At 64.8% G+C, this 21,271-nt stretch carries 19 protein-coding genes; 1 reads left to right on the forward strand and 18 read right to left on the reverse strand.

Annotated elements, in window-relative coordinates; genetic code table 11:
- The first annotated feature begins 19 nt into the window (after positions 1-19).
- The gene (locus tag J3D60_RS10855; RefSeq protein ID WP_027607433.1) at positions 20-757 is read left to right on the forward strand and encodes a nitroreductase family protein; all 738 of its coding nucleotides are present in this window, start codon (positions 20-22) and stop codon (positions 755-757) included.
- Here the strand turns inward: J3D60_RS10855 and J3D60_RS10860 are convergent.
- The 18 genes from J3D60_RS10860 to J3D60_RS10945 form a co-directional block, all read right to left on the reverse strand.
- Positions 724-2,166 (reverse strand): efflux transporter outer membrane subunit, encoded by a 1,443-nt coding sequence (locus J3D60_RS10860; protein WP_253491405.1) that lies wholly within the window; start codon positions 2,164-2,166, stop codon positions 724-726. The genes J3D60_RS10855 and J3D60_RS10860 overlap by 34 nt on opposite strands.
- Positions 2,163-5,246 carry a MexW/MexI family multidrug efflux RND transporter permease subunit gene (locus tag J3D60_RS10865; RefSeq protein ID WP_065940300.1) on the reverse strand — a complete coding sequence of 1,028 codons (3,084 nt, stop codon included), beginning with the start codon at positions 5,244-5,246 and terminating at the stop codon, positions 2,163-2,165. The genes J3D60_RS10860 and J3D60_RS10865 overlap by 4 nt, the downstream gene beginning before the upstream one ends.
- A 21-nt stretch (positions 5,247-5,267) precedes the next feature.
- Positions 5,268-6,374: an efflux RND transporter periplasmic adaptor subunit gene (locus J3D60_RS10870; RefSeq protein ID WP_065940301.1), complete on the reverse strand. Its 1,107-nt coding sequence runs from the start codon at positions 6,372-6,374 to the stop codon at positions 5,268-5,270.
- Between the two features lie 36 nt (positions 6,375-6,410).
- Positions 6,411-6,911, reverse strand: a complete 501-nt coding sequence (locus J3D60_RS10875; protein WP_065940302.1) for a DUF2165 family protein — start codon at positions 6,909-6,911, stop codon at positions 6,411-6,413.
- 232 nt (positions 6,912-7,143) lie between these two features.
- On the reverse strand, positions 7,144-7,566 hold the full coding sequence (locus J3D60_RS10880; RefSeq protein ID WP_027607428.1) for a RidA family protein: 423 nt from the start codon (positions 7,564-7,566) through the stop codon (positions 7,144-7,146).
- An 11-nt stretch (positions 7,567-7,577) separates the two neighbouring features.
- Positions 7,578-9,161 carry an FAD-dependent oxidoreductase gene (locus tag J3D60_RS10885; RefSeq protein WP_253491406.1) on the reverse strand — a complete coding sequence of 528 codons (1,584 nt, stop codon included), beginning with the start codon at positions 9,159-9,161 and terminating at the stop codon, positions 7,578-7,580.
- A gap of 12 nt (positions 9,162-9,173) precedes the next feature.
- A complete protein-coding gene (locus J3D60_RS10890) occupies positions 9,174-10,097 on the reverse strand; it encodes an ABC transporter substrate-binding protein (RefSeq protein WP_115486969.1) in 924 nt (307 codons plus the stop codon).
- 18 nt (positions 10,098-10,115) lie between these two features.
- Positions 10,116-10,889, reverse strand: a complete 774-nt coding sequence (locus J3D60_RS10895) for an amino acid ABC transporter ATP-binding protein (protein ID WP_253491407.1) — start codon at positions 10,887-10,889, stop codon at positions 10,116-10,118.
- A complete protein-coding gene (locus tag J3D60_RS10900) occupies positions 10,882-11,847 on the reverse strand; it encodes an amino acid ABC transporter permease (protein ID WP_065940305.1) in 966 nt (321 codons plus the stop codon). The genes J3D60_RS10895 and J3D60_RS10900 overlap by 8 nt, the downstream gene beginning before the upstream one ends.
- Positions 11,848-11,862: 15 nt before the next feature.
- Positions 11,863-14,256, reverse strand: a complete 2,394-nt coding sequence (locus J3D60_RS10905; protein WP_253491409.1) for a TonB-dependent siderophore receptor — start codon at positions 14,254-14,256, stop codon at positions 11,863-11,865.
- Positions 14,257-14,760: 504 nt separating this feature from the next.
- The gene (gspD, locus tag J3D60_RS10910; protein ID WP_253491411.1) at positions 14,761-16,983 is read right to left on the reverse strand and encodes a type II secretion system secretin GspD; all 2,223 of its coding nucleotides are present in this window, start codon (positions 16,981-16,983) and stop codon (positions 14,761-14,763) included.
- Positions 16,980-17,504, reverse strand: coding sequence for a general secretion pathway protein GspN (locus J3D60_RS10915; protein WP_253491413.1), 525 nt, complete (start codon positions 17,502-17,504; stop codon positions 16,980-16,982). Before J3D60_RS10915 ends, gspD begins: the two co-directional genes overlap by 4 nt.
- Entirely contained in the window at positions 17,501-18,112 is a 612-nt protein-coding gene (gspM, locus tag J3D60_RS10920; protein ID WP_065940309.1) for a type II secretion system protein GspM, read from the reverse strand. The genes J3D60_RS10915 and gspM overlap by 4 nt, the downstream gene beginning before the upstream one ends.
- A complete protein-coding gene (locus J3D60_RS10925) occupies positions 18,087-19,130 on the reverse strand; it encodes a type II secretion system protein GspL (RefSeq protein ID WP_253491415.1) in 1,044 nt (347 codons plus the stop codon). The genes gspM and J3D60_RS10925 overlap by 26 nt, the downstream gene beginning before the upstream one ends.
- Positions 19,127-19,852 (reverse strand): general secretion pathway protein GspK, encoded by a 726-nt coding sequence (locus J3D60_RS10930; protein ID WP_253491417.1) that lies wholly within the window; start codon positions 19,850-19,852, stop codon positions 19,127-19,129. The genes J3D60_RS10925 and J3D60_RS10930 overlap by 4 nt, the downstream gene beginning before the upstream one ends.
- On the reverse strand, positions 19,849-20,478 hold the full coding sequence (locus tag J3D60_RS10935) for a prepilin-type N-terminal cleavage/methylation domain-containing protein (RefSeq protein WP_065940312.1): 630 nt from the start codon (positions 20,476-20,478) through the stop codon (positions 19,849-19,851). Before J3D60_RS10935 ends, J3D60_RS10930 begins: the two co-directional genes overlap by 4 nt.
- Positions 20,475-20,843 (reverse strand): type II secretion system protein, encoded by a 369-nt coding sequence (locus tag J3D60_RS10940; RefSeq protein WP_092354855.1) that lies wholly within the window; start codon positions 20,841-20,843, stop codon positions 20,475-20,477. Before J3D60_RS10940 ends, J3D60_RS10935 begins: the two co-directional genes overlap by 4 nt.
- Positions 20,840-21,271 (reverse strand): type II secretion system protein, encoded by a 432-nt coding sequence (locus J3D60_RS10945; RefSeq protein ID WP_027607416.1) that lies wholly within the window; start codon positions 21,269-21,271, stop codon positions 20,840-20,842. Before J3D60_RS10945 ends, J3D60_RS10940 begins: the two co-directional genes overlap by 4 nt.

Genomic DNA, 21,271 nt, shown 5'->3' on the forward strand with positions numbered 1-21,271 from the left:
GCCCTAAAGGAATAAGGCCATGACGCCGACTATCGACTTGCTCGCCAACCACCGCAGCGAGCGCAGCTTCCAACCCACGCCCGTCAGCGACGAACACCTGGATGCCATCTTGCGGGCCGGCCACCTGGCGCCGACGTCCTTCAATGCCCAGCATATTTCCGTGGTGGTCGTGCGCGACGCAGGCACCCGCCAACGCATTGCGGCAATAGCCGGCGGCCAGCCCTGGATCGCGTCGGCACCGGTGTTTATCACCCTGGTGGTGGACTTTCACAAGACCGCCGTCGGTGCCGCGCTCAATGGCCAGCAACAGCAGATCCAGCGGCATTTGGAAGGGCTGATCGCCGCCAGCACCGACGGCGGCATCATCCTCAGCACGCTGATGATCGCCGCACGTTCATTGGGGTTGGGCGTGGTGCCGGTGGGCGGCATTCGTGCCAACGCCGAGGCGATGATCGAGCTGCTCGGGCTGCCCGAGCAGACCTTCGCCCTGTGCGGCCTGGCCCTGGGTCATGTGCACGAGCCGGCGGCACAGAAACCGCGCATGGGCATCGAAGCCTTCCGTCACGACGAGCGCTACAACCCGGCCGCGCTGGCACCGGCGATCAGTGCCTATGACCAGCACCTGATGCGCCATTGGCAGATCATCGGCCGTGCGGACGGCCAGTCCTGGTCAAGCACCGTGGGCCGCACGTATGCACGTAACTACCGGCCCGATCTCAAGGCTCAGTTGCTGGCCAATGGCTTGTCCGCTGATTGAGCCTGCTGCGCACCGCCACTGCCCCAGCCCAGCGCCTTGTATAACGCGATGGCGTTGAGGTAGGACGCCGTCTCGGCATCGGCCACGTCCTTCTTGATCAGGAAAAACGCGCGCTGGTTTTCCAGCACCGCCATGTAGGTGCCCGAACCGCTGCGGTAGCGTTTGCTGGCGATGTCGATCGCCTGCTCGGCATGGGTGGCGGACGCCAGCAACGCGCCCAGGCGGGTCTGGTCCTGCGCCAGACGCATCAGCGCATTTTCCACATCTTCCTGGGCCTTGAGCAGCGACTGTTGATAGCGCGCCAGGGCACCTTCGGCCTGGGCCTGGGAACCGCGCAGGCGTGCGCGCACGTTGCCCAGGCGAAACGCCGGCCAGTCCACCGACGGCGCCAGCTCATACGCGCGGGACGCGCTGCCCAGGTCGCCGCCGCGCAGGGCGAAGAAGCCAATGAAACCGCCCAGGTTCAGGCGTGGGTACAAGTCCGCCGTGGCGGCGCCGACCTCTTCGGTGCTGGCAGCCAGCAGGCGTTCGGCGCTGACCACATCCGGACGATTGCGGATCAACTGGTCGACATCGCCCAAGGGCAGTTGCCGGGCCAGGGGCGCGAGGAAATGCGCCTTGGCCAGGGCCTGCTGTTGACGCGGTGGCTGGCCGGTCAAGACGTCCAGGCGATAACCGGTTTCCTGGATCCGTGTCAGCAACGGTGGAATCGCCGCCTCACTGAGCAGCAGGTTGGCATGGGCGTTTTGCTGATCCTCGAATTGGCCACTGCCGGCGCGCACCTGGGCGCTGGTCAGCGTGAGCGTTTCGCGCCAGGCACTGACCTGGGCCTGGGCCACTTCCAGGCTGCGGCTCAAGCCTTGCTGCTCGTAGTAATAACGCGCCACGTCGGCAGCGATGCTCAACTGCATCAGCGCCAGGTCCGCCTGGGCTGCCTGGGAACGCGCCATGGCCGAGGCGGTCAGGCGTTGCAAACGCCCGAACACATCGATCTCCCACTGCACATCAAAGCCGGCGCGATAGGTCTGCGACAGCATCCGCTCCGGTGGCCCACCGTCGAACGGCAACTGCTGCTCCAGGCTGCGGCCATAGGCGGTACGGGCGGTGACGCCGGGATACTGGTCGAGCCGGCGGTCATCGAACACCGCACGGGAGGCCAACAGGTTGGCCTGGGCCTGGCGGATGTCATGGTTATGCGCCAGCGCCGTGTCGATCAGGCGATCGAGCTCGGCGTCGTCAAAAAACGACCACCACTGGGCCTGCACGGGCGCCTGTTGGGCGAACAAGGCCTTTTGCGCGGTGACCAGGCTGATCGGCGGGGTTACGGGCTTTTCGTAATGCGGCCCGACCATGCAGCCGTTGAGCAGCGTCAGCGCCAGCACGGTGGTGACAGTTTTGCCGGGCTTCATGGTTCACTCCTCAGGGTTTGCGCCAGGGACTGGGCCCGTGGGGTCGCGGCCGCCAGGGAATGCTTGCGGGCCAGCAGGGTGTAGACCGTCGGCAGCACGAACAGGGTGAAGCAGGTACCGATCAGCATGCCCGATACAATTACCACCCCCAGGCCATAGCGGCTGTTGGCCCCGGCACCCGAGGCGAACAGCAGCGGCACCAGGCCGACCACCATGGCCGCCGTCGTCATCAGGATCGGCCGCAAGCGAATCTGCGCGGCCTTGCGTATCGCCTCGGAACGGTCGAGGTGTTCCTGGGCCTGCAGGGCGTTGGCGAACTCGACCATCAGGATGCCGTGCTTGCTGATCAGCCCGATCAGGGTCACCAGACCGATCTGGGTGTAGATATTGATCGTGGCGTAGCCCAGCGCCAGGGGAATCAGCGCGCCGCTGATGGACAGCGGCACGGTGATCAGGATGATCAGCGGGTCCATCAGGCTTTCGTACTGCGCCGCCAGGACCAGGTAGATCACGATCACCGCCGCCAGGAACGCCAGCAGCAGCGCATTGCCTTCCTGGGTGTACTGCCGCGCATCGGATTGCCAGTCGTAGCTGAACCCTACGGGCAACTCGGCGGTGACGCCTTCCAGGAACGCCACGGCGTCGCCCAGGGTGACGCCGGCCGCCGGCACGCCCTGGAAGGTCGCGGCGTTCTGCTGGTTGAACTGGGTCAGCTTGTTGGGTTCGACGTGCTCGGACACCTGGATCACCGTCGACAGCGGAATCAGTGTGCCGTCTTCCGTGCGCACATACTGGCGGGTCAGGGCTTCGGGCGTCAGTCGCTCACTGCCCGGACTCTGGGCAATCACATCATAGGAGCGGCCCTCCAGGCCAAAGCGGTTGAGGTAGTTTTCCCCCACCAGCACCGCCAGCGATTCGCCGATGTCCTGCATGCGGATCCCCAGGCTGTTGGCCTTGGCCCGGTCCACCCGCACCTGTACCACCGGGTTGTTGTAGTCCAGGTCACTGTCGACCACGGCGAACAACCCACTGTCGCGGGCCTTCTGCTTGATCTGCTCCATGGTTTCGTACAGCACGCGGTAATCCTGGGAGCTGCGCAGCACCAGTTGCACCGGCAGGCCACCGGTGGAGCCCGGCAAGGCAGGCAACTGGAAGGCAAAGATGCTGGTGCCTTCCACATCGTTGGTGGCCGCCTGCAGGTCGACCTGGATCTGCGCGGCGGTGCGCTCGCGCTCGCCCCACAACGTCAGGTTGATGCCGCCAATGCTCGAGGCGATGCCGTCGCTGCCATTGATGATCCAGGTGCTGACGGTTTCCGGCAGGCGCCCATAGACTTCATTCAGCTTGGCGGAAAAGCGCTCGACGTATTCCAGGTTGGCATGTTGCGGCGCCTTGATGGCGGTGAGCAGCCCGGCCTGGTCCTCGGTGGGCGCCAGCTCCCGCTGCGGCAACTGGTACAGCCACGGCAGGCTGATCATCACCAGCAAGGCAAACAGCCCGCTGAGCCAGCGATGCCGCAGCGACAGGTCCAGTACCTTGGCATAACGCAGAGCCAGGCCGTCGAAGAAACGGTTGGCCAGGTGTGCCATGCGCCCTTCCGATTGCTTGGACTGCAGCAGGAACGAGCTCATGACCGGCGACAACGTCAGCGCCACCACGCCGGACACGATCACCGCGCCGGCCAGGGTCAGGGCGAACTCCCGAAACAACGCCCCCGTGAGGCCGCCCATCATGCCGATAGGCGCATACACCGCCGCCAGGGTAATGGTCATGGCGATCACCGGCCCCGCCACTTCCCGCGCACCGATCAGGGCGGCCGCCACCGGGGTCTTGCCCTCCTCGATATGCCGGTGCACGTTCTCCACCACCACAATCGCATCGTCCACCACCAGCCCCACGGCCAGCACCATCGCCAGCAGCGTCAACAGGTTGAGGCTGAAACCGAACGCCAGCATCAGCGCCGCGGCCCCCAGCATCGACAAGGGGATGGTCACCACCGGAATCAGTACCGTGCGCAACGACCCCAGGCACAGGTAGATGACGATCACCACGATCAGCAAGGCCTCGAGCAGGGTCTTCATCACCTCGTCGATGGAGGTCTGGATAAAGCGCGCGGTTTCAAACGCCAGCTCGGCCTTGACGTCTGGCGGCAGGGTCTTGCGCACGTCCGGCAGGAGTTTCTTGATACCGTCGACGATCACCAGCGGGTTGCCGCCGGGCGTCGGGAACAACCCCAGGTGCACGGCCGAAACGCCGTCCATGGTGGCGCTGGTTTCGCTGGACGCCGCGCCCAGCTCCACGGTGCCGACATCCTTCAGGCGCACCAGGCCGTTGCCATCGTTGCGCAGCACCAAATCGCGAAATTCATTGACGTTGGTCAGGTCGGTATTGACCCGCAGGTTGGCGACCACGAACAGGCCTTTGACCTTGCCCGGCGCCGCCTGGTAGTTGTTGCGGCGCACCGCGTCGGCCACATCGGCGGCGGTCAGGCCGCGCGCGGCCAGCCGTGCGGGGTCGATCCACAGGCGCATCGCCAGGGTTTGCCCGCCGAACACCTGGACCTTGGCCACGCCCTCGATGGTGCTCATCACCGGCTCCACCACCCGCGCCAGGTAATCGGTCAAGGCCGGGGTCGACAGGGTCGGGCTGGAGAACCCGATATAGGCCACCGCCGTCGACTCGCCGGACGAGCGTTCGATCACCGGGTCATAGGCCTGCTCCGGCAGCCGGAAACGCACCTGGTTGACCTTGGCCATGACTTCCGTGAGGGCCTGGGTCGAGTCACGGTTGAGCTCCATGCGCACCGTGACCACGCTGCGCCCCTGCACCGACGAGCTCGACAGGTAATCCACACCTTCCACCGATGACACCGCCTGGGCAATCGGTTGAGTGACGAAGCCTTGCATCAGGTCGGATGACGCGCCGGGGTATTCGGTGGTCACGGTGATGGTGGAGCTTTCCAGCATCGGGTACTGGCGGATCGGCAGCTGCAACAAGGACATGATCCCCAGCAGCAGGATCAGAATACTGACGACAAGCGCGAGCACCGGCCGCCGAACGAAAATATCGGTGAAAGTCATGAGCGTTCTCTGGGCGAAGAATCAGATGCCCGTCACAGGCGGTTTGGACGCAGGCAGGGCCAGGGTGTCATCGGTCGCCTGCACCGCCATGCCGTCACTGAGCTTGAGTTGCCCGGAGGTCACCACCTGGTCACCCTCGTGCAAGCCTTCCTGGATCTGGACCCAACCGTCCTGGCGCTGGCCGATTTTCACCGCCACCCGCTTGACCACCAGCGTGGCGCCCTTATCCGGGCGGGCGAGAAAAACGGTATCGCCATAGGCGGTATAGGCCACCGCCGTTTCCGGCACGGTGAGCACATCGGCCACCTCGGTATCGGCCACTTTGACGCTGGCGTACATGCCCGGCTTGAGGGGGGCGTCCGGGCTCTCCAGCGTGGCCTGCACCTGCACCGTGCGTGAGCGGCCGATCATCGGGTCGACGGCACTGATCCGCGCCTTGAACACCCGGTCAGGGTAGGCGTCGATCAGCACGCCCACGGTTTGCCCGACGACCAGGCGGCGGCTGAGCTGCTCATCCAGGGAGAAATTGACATAGAGCACCTGGGTATTGACCAGGCTGACGATGCGGTCGCCGACATTGAGGTACTGCCCTTCGTTGACCTGGCGAATCCCCAGCACCCCGGCGAAGGGTGCGCGGATAGTCTTCTGGGCAATCAGTGCCTGGACTTTTTTCAACTCGCCCAGGGCCATGTCATGGGCGGCCCGGGCGTTATCGAGCTGTTCCTGGGTCGCGGCGTTTTCCCTGACCAGCCCTGTCACCCGCTTGCGGATGATCTCGGCATTGCGCACCTGGGCCTGCAGCCGCAATTGCTCGGCCTGCTCCGGGGCATCGTTGAGTTTGACCAGCACCTCGCCGGCCTTGACCTGGCGGCCCGACTCGAAGTTGATCAAGGTGACCCGCCCACCTGCCTCGGCGGAAACCTGCACCTGGGAGGCCGCTTCCAGCTCACCGACGCCGGCGAAATACACATTGGCCGGGCGCAATTGCACCGCCCCCAGGGCCACCTTGGTCAAGGCGCTGGCGGGGGCGTCGGCGGATTGGGCCTGGGACGGCGCGCGCGACATCATCACCACCGCGATGACCGCCACCGGAATCAACACCAGGCTGGTTATCTTCTTGTTGTTCATGGACGTCCTTATCACGATGAGTACGTTACGCGCGGTTCACAGCCAGCTGTGGTTGAACAGGAAGAAAGCCAGTACCGCCCAGATCGACAGCACCAGGTGAGTCAGTTGCAACCCCTCCTGGCGAATCCAGTAGCCGAACCACAAGCCCCCCAGCAACATGGCGAAGACAAACGCCGAAAACGCACTCAGGGCGAGGTTGAGCCAGGGCCGTGCCGACAGCAGGCCGTCGCCGAGGATCAACTGATAACTGCCGGTCCAGGCCGCGAGCGCGGCGACCAATTGCAGGGCCAGCACCACCAGCAGCGCCAGTTGGTGCAAACGGGGTGAACGCACGGCCCGCACCAGCAAGGGAATATCGATGGCGGGGCTCTGGCGCAACGGCTCCATGGCCATGGTTGCGCCTACCGCGCCTACCGAGCTGCGAAACGCTTGCCAGTTGTTAAGCACCGCAATGCTCAGCCACAGGCTCAAGCCAACGGCCTGTACGCCCAGGAACACTGACATCGAGTGACCCAGTAACCCTGCCTCCACAGTCATTCAAACCTCCGTATTTGCCGAAAGGGAAATCCAGCCTCAGGTATATACACAAGACATTGCTTGGATAATACGTCGCAGGCGTTTAAATACAAGATTTATCTTTGTGCGGGAGGGGCTTCAGGAAGGTTGGAAACGCTGTCTGGCAGGCGCCCGCCGGGGCGTTCGGCGCAGTCACGCCGAAGCCCCGAAGCGGTTGCGAGGGGGCTGGAGGGGAGTTACTTGCGAGGGATTGTCACGCCGTCCTGGCGGCGATGGCTTCGATTTCCACCAGTGCACCGGGCAATGGCAACGCCACGACCTGCAACGCGGTACGTGCAGGCTTGTTCGGCTGCTCGGGGGTGCCGAAGAACTGCGTATACCCACGCTGCAACCCGGCGAAATCCAGCTTGCCGCCCGTTTCCTCGGCGCCGACCAGGAATACCCGTAACTGCACGATATCGCCCAGGTCCAGGTCTTGCTGGCGCAGGATCTGGCGCAGCTTGTTGAACACCGAAACCGTCTGCACTTCGGTGTTGCCAAACACCCCGGGAACCGTTGGATCAACCAGGTCCGGCAAGGTCCCGCTGACAAAGATCAGGCTGGCGGACGCCGGTACGGTGACGGTCTGCGAGATCGGGAAATCGCCGACGCTGGTGCGTTGAATGCTGTCGCTCATGGTGTGTCTCCTTAAGAGGCGGCGAGTGCCGCGACCTGTCGTTGTTGGGTCACGCGTTCAGCCAGTTGCGCGACCACATGCCGCGCCGAGTTGGCCGCCGATTCCTGCCAGATGCCCACCCCGCTTTGCACCAGGCCGTCGCCGGCGAAGTACACGCGGCCGTGGCCCTGTTCGAGCAAGGCGCTGGCATCGGCGGGGAAGTGTTCGCGTTGCAGCCACGGGCCTTCGCTGAAGGGGATCTGTTCCCAGGACACCGCCAGCGGGTGGCGCAGGTGTTTGGAATAGCCCGGATGCAGCAACTCCACGGCCTCCTTGGAGGTGGCGTACTGCTGGTCGAACGGTCGCGCACCAAACACATCGGCGCCCTCCCCGGTCACGTAGCCGGCCACCAGCAGGCCCTCGCGGGTGTTGAGGTCGTTGCTCGGGTACCAGAGCAGGCGCGCCGGGTGTTCGATCCACGACAGGCCGCCGTAGGTGCGGTAGTCGGTTTCCCAGAAGCGTGGGGACTGCCACGCCACTTTGGTCGCCTGGTCGCTGCGGGTGCTGAGCAAGGCGGCCTTGATCGGGTCGCTGAAGTCGGTGTCGAGCTTGGCCAGCAGCGGCAGCGGCAAGGTCGAGACCAGATAGTCGGCGCGCACCACCTGCTCGCGACCGCTGCGTTGGTCGTGGTAGGTCACGGCCACGCCGTCTTCCAACTGACGGATCTGGCGCACCTGGGCGCCCAGTTGCACGTGATCGCTGACGCGCCGGTAGAAGGCGTCGGTGATGCGGTCCATGCCGCCCACCGGTTGGAACATGGTCGCCGAAAACTCCGGGAATTCGGTGTGCAGCAAGGCGCCCCACAGCTCGGGGTGCAGCAGTTGGTCCAGTGCCAACGGGCTGCGGCTGGCGGGCAAGGCGCCGGGATGTGCCGGGGATTCCAGGTGCCCCGAACGGATCGTGCCCTCAAAGGCCAGCTCCTGGGACAGGTCGCCATACACTTGCAAAAACGCCAGCAAGCGCGTGCGTTCCTCGGCGCTCAGCACATCGTCGAGGGCATCACGCTGCACCGCTTTGGCCAGCAACCCGGACAAATGCCCGCGCGCATCGTTGATCGCCTGGCCGACGGTGAAGGCCGGCTGGTTCACATCCGGCCGCACCTGGGCGCCATGGCTGCTATTGACCAGCACTTCCAGCGGCACGCCCAGCTCACTGCAATAATCGAGGATCGTGCGGTGCTGGCTGGGAATCCGTGCCGGCCCGGCGTTGAAGTAATGCCCCGGCTCGAACGCGGCGGTCTGCGTGCGGCCATCCTGGTAGTCCACGCGGTCGCCATGACGGATTGTCCAGGTGCGACCGCCGACCCGCTCACGGGCTTCCAGCACCTGTACGCTGAACCCGGCGCGGGTCAGTTCCAGGGCGGTGACCAGCCCGGCAATCCCGGCACCCAGCACCAGCACGCGGGTGCCCTGCCCCAGGCCGTCCTTGAGTTTCAACGGTTGCGGTCGGCGGTGCGATGACGGCCCCAGGCCGAGTACCGCCAGCGCATCCTTGACGGCCTTTTCGCCGCCTACCGCCGCGATGCTCGACAACGCTTCACGTCGTGTCAGTCCCATGTCGATTGCTCCTTAATCCGGCAGGCCCGGTGGGTTGATCAGCGACTTGTCGACGCGCTCCACATCCAGGCCCCAGCGTTGCAGCACCTGCGCGTACTGGCCGCCGGCAATCGCGCCTTCCAGGGCGGTGTGGATCGGCTTGACCAGGCCGTTGTCCTTGCGGGTGGTCACGGCAATGTCCGCCTGCAATGGCCAACCACCGTTCACCGTGCCGACGCGCTTGATGCCGCCGGTGATCGCCGCCGAATAGGCGTACACCGAGTTGGGCCCGAACAGCGCATCGCTGCGCCCCGACTGCACCGCCAGTTGCGCGGCGGCCTGGTCGTCGAAGTACTGCAACAGCGCTGGCTTGAGACCGGCCTTTTCGTTGGCCTCGTTCCAGGCCAGCAGGACTTTTTCCTGGTTGGTGCCGGAGCCGACGATGATCTTCAGCCCGGCAATATCGGCTGCCTGCTTGATCTCGCTGATCTTGCTGGTGGTCTTGACGTAGAAGCCGAGCACATCCTGGCGATAGGTGGCGAAGTCAAAGCGCTTCTTGCGCGCCTCGGTCACGGTGACGTTGCTGATCACCGCGTCGTACTTGCCCGAGCTGACGCCCAGGGGCCAGTCTTCCCAGCTGGTCTGCACCACATTGAGTTGCAGGCCGAGGCTATCGGCCACCAGTTGCGCGGTGTCGGCTTCGCTGCCGATGGTGGTCTTGTCGTCGCTGGCCAGCAGCGCCAGCGGCGGCCCGGCCACGCCGGACACGGCCACGGTGAACTTGCCCGGCTGGGCAAACTTGAAGCCCGGCGGGATCTGCGCAATCGCCGCTTCGTTACGCGGCACATGGATGCGTGGGCGGTCGGGGCTGAGGTCGACCTGTTGCACGGCGAATGCGCTTTGCGCAGCACTGACGGCCAGCGCCAGCAGGGCCACGCGGGTGGTGTTGATGAACATGGGCAGTCACTCCTTGAACTAAAGCACCTTGCCGAGAAAGGCCACGGTGCGGGGATGTCGGGGTTGGCGGAAAATCTGTTCGGGCGGGCCCTCTTCGATCAACTCGCCGTCGCAGAGGAACACCACGTGGTCGGCCACTTCGCGGGCAAAACCGATTTCGTGGGTGACGATCACCAGGGTCACGCCCAGCTGGGTCAGGCCCTTGATCACGTCGAGTACTTCGCCCACCAGCTCCGGGTCGAGGGCCGAGGTAGGTTCATCGAACAGCAGCACCTTGGGGTCCAGCGCCAGTGCGCGGGCAATGGCGACGCGCTGTTGCTGGCCGCCGGAAAGCTGGCGTGGGTAGGCATCGACCTTGTCCGCCAGGCCGACCTTGGCCAACAGTGCGGTGGCCTTGGCCTGGGCTTCGGCCTTGCTCCAGCGCTTGTGCGCCAGCGGCGCCTCGGCGACGTTTTCCCAGGCGGTGAGGTGCGGGAACAGGTTGAAGTTCTGGAACACAAAACCGACGTCGATACGGCGCTTGAGAATCTCGCGTTCCTTGAGCTCGTAAAGCAGGTCGCCCTTGCGTCGATAGCCGACGTATTCACCGTCGATGGTGATGTGCCCGCTGTCGATCTTTTCCAGGTGGTTGATGGTGCGCAGCAAGGTGGACTTGCCCGAGCCGGACGGCCCGAGAATCACCGTGACCTTGCCTGGATCGATGGTCAGGTCGATGTCTTTCAACACCTGTTGATTGCCAAAGCGCTTGCCCACGCCCTGGATCTGGATACGGCCGGCGCGGGCTTCACTCATGGGTGTTCTCCTTCAGCCAGCGGCGCACGCGTTGCCACGGCGTAGGCGGCAGCACCCTGGCCGTACCCCGGGCGAAATGCCGCTCGACGTAGTACTGGGCGCTGGTGAGCACGGTGGTGATGATCAGGTACCAGACGGTGGCGACGATCAGCAGCGGGATCACCGCCTGGGTGCGGTTGTAGATGACCTGCACGGTGTAGAACAGCTCCGGCAGGGCCAACACGTAGACGATGGAGGTGCCCTTGACCAGGCCAATGATTTCATTGAACCCCGACGGCAGGATCGAGCGCAGCGCCTGGGGCAGGATGATCCGGAAGATGCGCCGCGAGGCCGGCAGGCCCAGGGCCGCCGCCGCTTCATGCTGGCCGGCATCCACACCGATCAGGCCGCCGCGAATGATCTCCGCCGCGTACGCCGCCTGCATCAGGCTCAGGCCCAGTACGGCCACGGTGAATTGGCTGAGCACGTCCACCGTCGACCACTCGGCGAACACCACCCCGGTAAACGGCACACCGAGGACAATGTGGTCGTACAGGTAGGCGAAGTTGTAGAGGATGATCAGCACCAGCAGCGCCGGCATCGAGCGGAAAAACCAGATGTAACCCCAGGCCAGCGCCGCCAGCAGCGGCGAGCCCGACAGCCGCGCCAACGCCAGCGCAGTGCCGAGGATGGCGCTGAACACCGTGCTCAGCAGCGTCAGCAACAGGGTCTGGCCGAGGCCACGCAGCACCGACGGCGAGAAGAACCACTGGCCGAACACGCCCCACTCCCAGCGCGGGTTGGTGGCCAGGGAATGCCCGATGGCGAGCAGCACCAGCGCGGCAAAGATCGACCCGGCCCAGCGCCAGGGGTGTCGCGCGGGCACCACCTGCAGGGCTTTGATCGGTGTGGACACACGGGCCTGGCGCACCGCGCCGGGCGTGTCAATCAGGTCATAGGATTTGGCAACGATGGGCATGGTGTATTCCTCGGCCTAGAAGGCATAGGTCAAGCGGGTGTAGTAGTACCCGCCGGTAAAACCGTAGGGCGAATAGGTGCCGTAGCTGCTGACCATGGTGCTGCTCGGTACACCTTGTTTTTTCGGGTAGACGTCGAACAGGTTCTTGGCGCCGATGGCCACGTTGAGGTCTTTGGTGAGGTTGTAGCCAAGGTCGAGGTCGGTGATCCACTTGGCGCTGTAGACCCGGTCGAGGCTGCGGTCGGCAGAGACGTTGACCTCTTTGTAGGAGCCGTAGCGGGTCAGGGCCAGGTTGAGGTTGAAGCGCTCGATGCTCCAGTCGCCACCGAGGATCAGCTTGGTGCTGGGCTGCACGCCGGTGATCAGGTTGCGTGCCTGGCGGTCCATCAGGTCATAGGCCGTGCCCAGGATCGTGGTGGATTCCTTGTAGTTGAGGATTCTGGTCTGGTTCCAGTTGAACGCGGCGGTCCATTTCAGCGCACCATAGGGACCCAGGTCCTGGCTGTAGTTGCTGACCAGGTCCAGGCCTTTGGTGCGGGTGTCGGCGCCGTTGATGAAGTACTGGCCGCCGGAGGTGGAGGTGATGCCATTGCCTTGCAGCACTTGGGTGATTTCCGGGCCGAGCAAGGTGCCCGTAAGGGTGATGCGGTCGCGCAGGTTGATCACGTAGGCGTCGGCGGTGAAGCTCAGGCGATCGGTGGGGGTCAGGGTGAAACCCAGGCTGAAGTTGTTGGAACGCTCGGGTTTCAGTTCCTGCGCACCCAAGGCCTGGGCGGCGGCCGAACCTACCGGCAGCACGCCGTAGTTGATCGATTGGTACACGCCGTCGACCACGCCATAGGTGGTGGATCGCGCACTGAACAGGCTGTTGGCCAGGGACGGTGCACGGAAGCCATTGCTCACGGTGGCGCGCACGGCGAACTGCGGGGTGAAGTCGTAGCGGGTGGTCAGCTTGCCGCTGCGGGTAGCGCCCACGCCCTGGTTGTAATGCTCGTAGCGAAACGCGGTGCCCACGTACCAGTCCGGCACCGGGTTGAAGCCCACGTCGACGTAACTGGCGAGGCTGTTGCGCGAGGCGCTGCTTTCTTCATCCGGGGAGATGCCGTTGGTGACCTGGGCCCCGGACGACGCACAGTTACCCGGTGCCACGCAGTAACCGCCGTTGGCGTAGGACTCATAGTCACCGGCCTGCACCTCGTAGGTATCGCGGCGATGTTCGAAACCGTAGCTCAGGTCCAGCGGCTTTTGCAGGCCGATGTCGAAGCCGCGCTTGAAATCGAGGTTGGTGGTCAGTTCGGTGGAAATCCAGGTGCCGGAGGTGAAGCTGTTCGGCGTGGCCTCGCCCAGGGAGGGGTTCTGGTTATGGGTGGTGCCCTGCTCCGCCTCGTTGCGCCCGTAGGTGCTGGACAAGTCCCAGTCCCACTCGCCGACGGTGCCTTTACCGCCGAATGCGGCCTGGAAGTCGTCCTCGTCGATATACCAGGTCGGCGTGTAGCCACCGGGGTAACCGTTAGGCCCGGTGGTAATGGTGTTGGTGATGGTCGGCAGGCGGAAGTTCTGGCCCTGCTCGGCCTTGCGCCGCGAATAGGTGGTGAAGGAATACAGGCTGAAGCTGTCGTCGATCGGCAATTCGGCGTTGTAGCCCAGGGTCAGCAGGTTGGTCTTCGGTGTGCCGTAGCCGCCATAGGTGGAGCGGCCGGCCTGCTCAAAGGCCTGGGCGTAGGTGTAGCCGTTGGCACTGGCCTTGTTGTCGTCGTTCTGACTGCGTGCGTCCAGGGCCAACTGCACGATGCCGCCGTTGCCGATCTCGAAGCCCTTGTTGAGGCTTTGCTGCACGGTCTGTTTCTTGCCGTCGTAACCCTGGCCGACATTGGTCACCGAGGTGCCGCTGATGTCGGCCTTGAGGATCACGTTAATGACCCCGGCGATGGCATCGGAGCCGTACTGGGCGGCGGCACCATCGCGCAGGACTTCGACGTGGTCGATGGCGCTGATCGGGATCAAATCCAGATCGGCCGGCGCGGCGCCGGTGTTGATGCCGTTGATGTTCAGGGTGGCCGCGGTGTGGCGGCGCTTACCGTTAACCAGCACCAGCACTTCGGCGGCACTCATGCCGCGCAGGTTCGGCGCACGGGCGATGCCGCTGGCGTCCCAACCGGTTTTTTCCGGCAGGGTCAGCGACGGGATCACCGCGCTCAACGCCTCCATCAAACCGGGCTTGCCGGTGCTCTGCAATTGCTTGGCGCTGACCACATCGATCGGCACCGGGCTGCTGGTGACGGTGCGTTGTTCGGCGCCACGGTTACCGGTGACCACCACGGTGGACAGGGTGCTGTCGTCCTGGGCCCGGGCGGTATTGGCCAGGATCGCCAGCGCCAGGATGGCGGTCGGTTGTAAGACTTGCTTCATAGCCACTCCAGACATTCCAAATCGCGAAGTCGGGCAGTCACGCGGGCGGGCGCGGTGCTCGATTTTTTCAGGGGCGTTGCGGCGATTGGGGACTAGGTGTGGGGCAGTCGAGGGGTTTGAGTCGGCAACATACGTTGAGCTCCCTTCCAACGATTCTGCCGCGGGGCTATCACCCGGTTATGGCGCGCAGAATCTGAATCACGCTGGGTACCATCCGAGGTCAGGGGTAGGCTGTTGCGATCAAACATAACGGAATGGGTTTTGAAAATATAATGCTGTTTTGGTATAAGCTAATATTCTCTAATTTTATTATTTTTTAGTTTTTTTATTCATATAAATAATGTCTTTTTGAGGTTGGTCTTTATCTCAGGCCCAGATCTATCTGATATCGGGATATCAAACTGTGGGAGGGGGCTCGCGTACATCGCCTCCTGTAGGAGCGAGCTTGCTCGCTCCTACAAAAAGCCTTAACTGACTGGCATTAGGGCTTGCCCCTCCCACACTTCAGTTAGCCGGCTTCAACAACTGCATCTGCTGGCGATAGTCATCCGTCACCTGCCGCGCCTGGCTGCTGCTGGTAATCACCCTCGGGGTAATCAGCACAATCAATTCCGTACGGTCCTTGGACTTGCTGGTATTGCCAAACAACCAGCGCAGCCCCGGAATTTTCCCAAGGTAAGGCACCGCACTGACACTCTCCGCGTTGTCCTGCTTGATCAACCCGCCCAGCAACACCGTCTGACCGCTCTGCACCGCGACCTGGGTGGATACCGAGCGCGTGGAGATACGTGGGTTGGCCTGGGTGTCGTTGCTGGACGCCTGCTGGTCCTGGGCATCGCTGACCTGCTGCTGGATGTCCATGTACACCAAACCACCCGGATTGATGCGTGGCACGACGTCGAGGATCACCCCGGTCTGCACGTATTCAACGCTGCTCAAGGTGGTGTCGGAGGTGCCGGTGTTGACCGTGGTCTGGCTGATCGGGATGTTGTCGCCCACCTGGATCTGCGCCGGTTGGTTGTTCATCACCACCAGCGACGGCGCCGACAGCACCTGGGTGCGGCCGTTGGTTTCGAGGGCGTGCAGGGCCACTTGCAGGTTGGAGCTGACGAAGGAGTAGAACAACGAATCCGTCGCGCCCAACCCTGCCCCGCCGCCGCCCAACGCGCCTTGGCTGCCGGCGGTGTTGGCCACGGTGGTGCTGGTGGAATTGCCCGCCAGGCGACCGAGGTACCACTGCACGCCCAGGTCCAGTTCGCCGGTGAGCTTGACCTCGAGGATGCGCGTTTCGATCTGCACCTGCAGCGGTGGATTGTCGAGGCGTTTGATCGCCGATTCGATCTCTTTCCACTGCACCGGGCGGGTGCGGACCAGCAGTTGGTTACTGCTTTTCTGCGCGGTGATACGGGTGCCGGCGTCGAGGCTTTTGGCCGGGGCGTCTTCAGTCGCGCCCTGCTCGGCGGTGTCCTGCTCGGCCTCGGGCTCCTGCTCCTCATCCTCTGCGGCGGGTGGGTTGCCATTGAGGTTGTTGCTCAGGCCACCGGGCGTGCTGCCGGAGGTGCTGTTGGTACCCGGCGAGGACAAGGTCGCGGTGCGCAAACCGGGGGCGACCTTGGCCGGGGTGTCGTCCTTGATCGCGCCCGTGCCGTAGATCTGGCGCAGGTACTTGGCGAGGTCGGTGGCCTTCATGTTGCGCACGTCGTAGACGTACATCTGCGGCTCGTTGCCGCCGCCTTCGTCGATGGTGTGGATCCAGTCGCCGACTTCACTGAGGTACTGCGGCTGCGACGAGATCGCCACCACCGAGTTGGTCCGCTCGATGGGCAAGAAGCGCACCATGCCGGCCAGGGGCATGCCGCTGTCGGGGCCGAACATTTTTTGCAGCTCGGGCATCAGCTCGGCCACCGACGCCCGTTGCAGGCCGAACACGCCCACCGACATGCCCTTGAGCCAGTCCACGTCGAAGGTGTCGATGGTGTCCTGGTAGTTGGCCAGTTCCTCGGGGGTGCCGGCCAGGCTCAGCACATTGCGCGCCGGGTCCACCAGCAGGAACGCATTCTCGCGGGCGAACGGCTTGAGCAGTTTCTGCATCTCGGTGGCCGAGATATAACGCAACGGAAACAGGCGTGCCGACAAACCGCTGGAGGGCTGCGACACGCGCATCTCCGGCACCAGCTTGCCCGCCACAGCCTGGTTGGCCGGCAGGATCACATAGCGGTTGCCCTGTTTGATCATGGCGTTGTCGGTCCACGACAACAGGGTCTCCAGAATCGACAAGGCCTGCTGTTTGTTCACCGGCTTGGACGTGGAAAAGCTGACATTGCCCTTCACGCCCTGGGCGATGCTGTAGTTCTCGTGCAGCAGGTCGCCCATCACGCTGTTGATCACCGCTTCGATCGGCTGGTCGGCGAAGTTGAACACGATGTCGCCGCTGCCCTCCTCCTTGGCGGCCGAGACTGCTGCCGGTTGGCGCACGAACTGCTGGTTGCCGCGTATCAACTGGCGCTGGGGCGGTGTCTTCGCCTGGGGTTGGCCGCTGTCGACCGGCGCCTGTTCGCTGGCCGGGTCCACGGGTGGGCGTTGCGAACCGGTGCCCTGCATCGCCTCATGCAGCAGGGCCTCGTCCGGGTCGAGATGCTCGGGGAAGGTGCCGCAGCCACCGAGGGAAACGGCGGTGGCCAGGCACAACACGGTGGTGCGCAAGGCGCCAGGGAAGGTATCGATCAAGGGGTGGACTCGTGAGGAAGGGTAATCGGGGGTGTGGTGGACGGCGGCGGCAAACGCAGGGCCCGCAGGCTCAGGGTTTGCGTGCGACCGTCGAGGACAAAATGAGCATCGCGAGGCGTCAGCAGTTCCAGGCGCCAGCCGTTGGGCAGGGTCTGGCCCTGCTGGACTTTGAGCGGCGGGCCATCGGCACGCTTGAGCAGCGCCACGCGCAGGTCGCCATCGAGGACAATCCCGGTCAGGACCAGGCTCGACAGGCTGGAAACACCGGCCTGGCCCACCGCACGGTCGGGGCTGCGGTCGGGGCTGAACAGCGGCGCCTGCCAGGTGCCGGCCAGGCTTTCGAGGGTCGCGCTCGGCGCCACCAGCACCTTGGCGGCGGTGTTGGCGCGCGCATCGGGCTCTGGCGCCGGCAACCACTGCGGCGCATCGCCGATGCTGCTGAGGATGCCGACCATCAGCAGGCCCAACAGCCCGGCGACGCCGAGCAACAGCCATTCCAGGGGACGCAATGCATGGATCATCGCTGCACCTGCCGGGCGGCGGCCGGTTGCAGGTAACCGCGCACCAACAGGTGCACCACCAGTTGCCCGGCGCCGCCACTGGCCGGCGCGTTCGGTGGGCGGCGAATGCTCATCTCATCGACAAACAGAAACGGCCGCTGGTACTCCAGCTCATGCAGGATCGCGGTCAAGGGCTCGATGGCGCAGTTGAGGGTCAGGCTGACCTTGACCTGGCGATAGGGCTCGGCGTCGTCCTGCTCCGGGGTGATGGGCATGCGCTGGGTCAGGCTGCAACCGCCACCGAGGCCGGCGCGGCTGTTGATCAGGTCGGCGATGCGCTGCATCAGGTCCGCCGCCACCGCGCTTGGGTCGTCGCCGGGCAACAGGCTGGTGCTGCTGGCCGGGTCCTGCCGCGCCTGTTCCAACTGTTGGCGCAGGCTGTCGCCCTGGCGCAACACGCCGGCGTAGCGTTGCTGCTGTTCACGCAGTTGCTCGGCCTGCTCGCCCATGGCGCGCAAGGGGCCGGCGAACCAGCTGTCGATCAACAGCCAGTAACCGGCGCCGAGCACCAGGGCCAGGGCGATCAGGGCCGCGCCACGGCGTTCACGGGGTGTCAGTGGTCGGCGCATCGGCGGCCTCCTGGTGCAGGTGGGCGCGCAAGGAAAATTGATCCTTGCCGGTTTGCGCATCGGGTTGGATCACCCCTTCGAACTGGGCGTTTTCCAGGCTGTGACAGCCCTTGATCCGGGTGATCAAGGCACTGGCCTTGGCGCTCTGCCCGGAGAAGGACACCTCGGCGCCGTCGTTGACTTCCAACTGGTCGAGCCAGGTGTCCGAGGGCAGGCACGCGGTCAGCTCGTTGAGCAGCGCCGCCAACGGCGGTTGGGCGGCCTTGCGGCGAATCAGGTACTGGGCGGCGCCACGGGTATTGAGCAATTGCTGGCGCAGGGCCTGGATCTCGGCGACCTGGGCTTTCTGCTCGCGCACGCTGTGTTGCATGGCATCGAGCACGCGCTGGCGGTCGTTGAGCCACAGCAGCATCGCCGCAATCAGCAAGGCCCCGCACAACCACGGCAGGCTGCGTTGCAGGCCCTTGCCCTGGGGGCGCTGACGGGGACGCAACGGCGCCGGCAGCAAGTCGATGCCCATGGGTTTGCCTGCGCTATCGGCGACATCCACGGCATGGGGCTGCAAGCCGAGGGCCGCGCAGTCATTGAGGATCTGGTCGAGGCGTTCACGCAGGATCGCCACCAGCGTGACGTGCAGGTGCGTGGGGGTGCGGCGTTCCTGGCGCGCGACAAAGTACAACTGGGCGGCGTCGAACGGCGTGAAGCGGTCCAGTTCATAGCCCACCACCGTCGACAGGTTGCGCGCCGCCGCCGGGGGCAATTGCAGGGTTTGCACCAACAACGTTTCAGGCGGCAGCACCAGCACCTGACGCGCTTCGCCAGGCAGCTTTTCCACCGCCGCGGTCAGCGGCCAGGCGTAGACATGCTCGGGGATCTCGGCAAACGACAACCATGCCGGCAGGCAGCCACGCAGCTCCTTGAGCCACAGGCGCCAGCCCAGTTGCAGCAGGCTGCCGCGCCAGCGCTGGGTGATGGGCTGCGCCAGCGCCTGAAGCCGTGCGGTTAACTGTTCGTTCATTCTTGCCAACGTAAGACTCGATAAGGTTGTGCGCTGCCTTGCGCGGGGCTCAATAACACGGTGGCCTGCACCTGGGCGTGGTAACCGCCGGGGCGTTGGGCGCGGCTGCTGACCACCAGCACGTCGCCGGGATCGGCCCCCACCGCGTTCTGATGCGGCAGGTTCAGTGCGCGGCGCATCAAGGCACTGGCGAATGCCGGATCGGGCCGGTCCAGGCCGCTCCACAGGCTGATCTCGGGCACCAGTTCGCTGTACAGCGCCTGGGTCATGCCCGGCAGTTGGCGAACCTCTTCCACCACCCGAAACGGCGCGAGGCCCTGGTTGCGCCGCACTTCCAGGGCCCTGGCGAGGTGGTTGGCCTGGGCCTGGGTCGCACCGCAGGCCAGGGCCAGGCGGGCAAAATCACCCACCTCGGCGCTGTTCAAATACAACTTGCCGCGCTCGCTGTGCAGGCTGACGCGCAGCTGCGCATCGTCGAACACCAGCGGAGTTTCACGCCCGTCGGCAATCCACTGCTTGCGCTGCAACGGGTCCGCTACGGCCTGCATCGCCAGCGCCACCCCGGCCTCGGCCGCCAGCACCGCCTGGGTGTGCTGGCGGTGCCAGGCGGCCTGGCGGGTTTCCAGTTGCACCCAGCCGGCCAAACCGCCGAGCAACAGGCTGAGCAAGGCCAGCACCCACAGCACCAGCAGCAGGGCCACACCGCGTTGATGCCGGATCATTCGGGTGCCCCGCCGGACAGGTTCAGGCGCAGGGCAACCACCTGGGTTACCCACGGCACCGGCCCGTTCACCCGTGCGTCAATCCGCACTGCGTAAGGCAGGCGTTTGGTCCACGGCCACTCACTGATCCAGCCGGTGGCCTGGCCCTTGGGCGACACCCCGCGATAGCTGAATTGCAGGCCCTCGACATCCTTCAACAACACCTGCGGCTCACTGCGCGAGGCCGGAACACTCACCTGTGCCTCAGACTCAAACCGCGCGAACGCCACCTGCAAATCGCGCCGCGATTCAGGGCCCACCAACTGCAAGGTGAAGCGCTGGATACCGCCGCCGAGTACACCCGGCAAGGTCGCGACAAACTGCATGCGCTGGGGCCCACCGGCAAAAAAGCCATCGGTCTGGCTGTCGTCCTCGGTCACGTCCAGCGGCAACGCCTCGCTGATGGCGGTGCGCAGAAACTGCTGCGCGGCGCGCATTTCATCCAGGCTGACCGTGTAGCGCTGGGCCTTGAGCACGGCGCGATTGGCCCCCAGCAACGCGCCGCCGACCAGGGTCAGCAACACCCCGAGCAGGCTCAGTACGATCATGATCTCAAGCAAGGTAAAGCCCTGCTGACGCGCCTTCACAAGCCGGCCCCGACGCCGGCAGCGCGCAGTTTCAAGGTGCTGAAACGGGCCTGGCGCGGGCCTTCGCTGACGGTGAGGTCCAGGCGAAACAGATGGGCCTGGCCGATCCGGCTGGGCTGCTGGGCGATGCGCAGTTGCCAGGCAATACCGTCCAACTCGCCCTGGCGTGTGCCGCTGGCCAAAGGGCCCATGCCTTCCTGATCCATCACACTCAAGGCGGCATGGGTCAGGCGGTCGCTGTGGGCCACCTGCAACAACGAGCGTGCGCTCTGGCCGAAGGCGACCAGCAGCACCGTGCTACAGATCGCCATCAGCGTCAGCGCGGCGAGCATTTCCAGCAGGGTGAAACCCGCCTGGCGCTTCATGGCAGGGCCTTGGATTCGACGCTGCCGGTCAGCCAACCGATGTCGATGCGCCAACGCCGACTGCCGTTGGCCAGCAACACGTGGCCGCCGGTGGAGCTGCCATCGGGGTAGAAATCCACCGCAGCGCCGGCTTGCTCGGCGGTGTGCAGGGTCACTTGCAGCCCGGCCGGCCAATATTTTTTCGGACGGCCCGGCGCCTGCACGCTGAGGTTGCGCAAATCGAACACCGTGCTTTCGGTAGTGCCACTGACAATCGCCCGCGCCCGCGTGCTGCGCAACGCCTCGACCACCTGCCCGACGGCCTGGCGCTCTTTGGCCGCGCGCAGGCCTTGTTGCAGGCCAAACCCCACCAGCCCGGCCGCGATGCTGATCAAGACGATCACCACCAGCATTTCCAGCAGGGTAAAGCCGCGTTGGGCGTTGGCCAT

Source organism: Pseudomonas sp. S3E17 (assembly GCF_024168685.1).
Lineage (GTDB): Bacteria > Pseudomonadota > Gammaproteobacteria > Pseudomonadales > Pseudomonadaceae > Aquipseudomonas > Aquipseudomonas marginalis.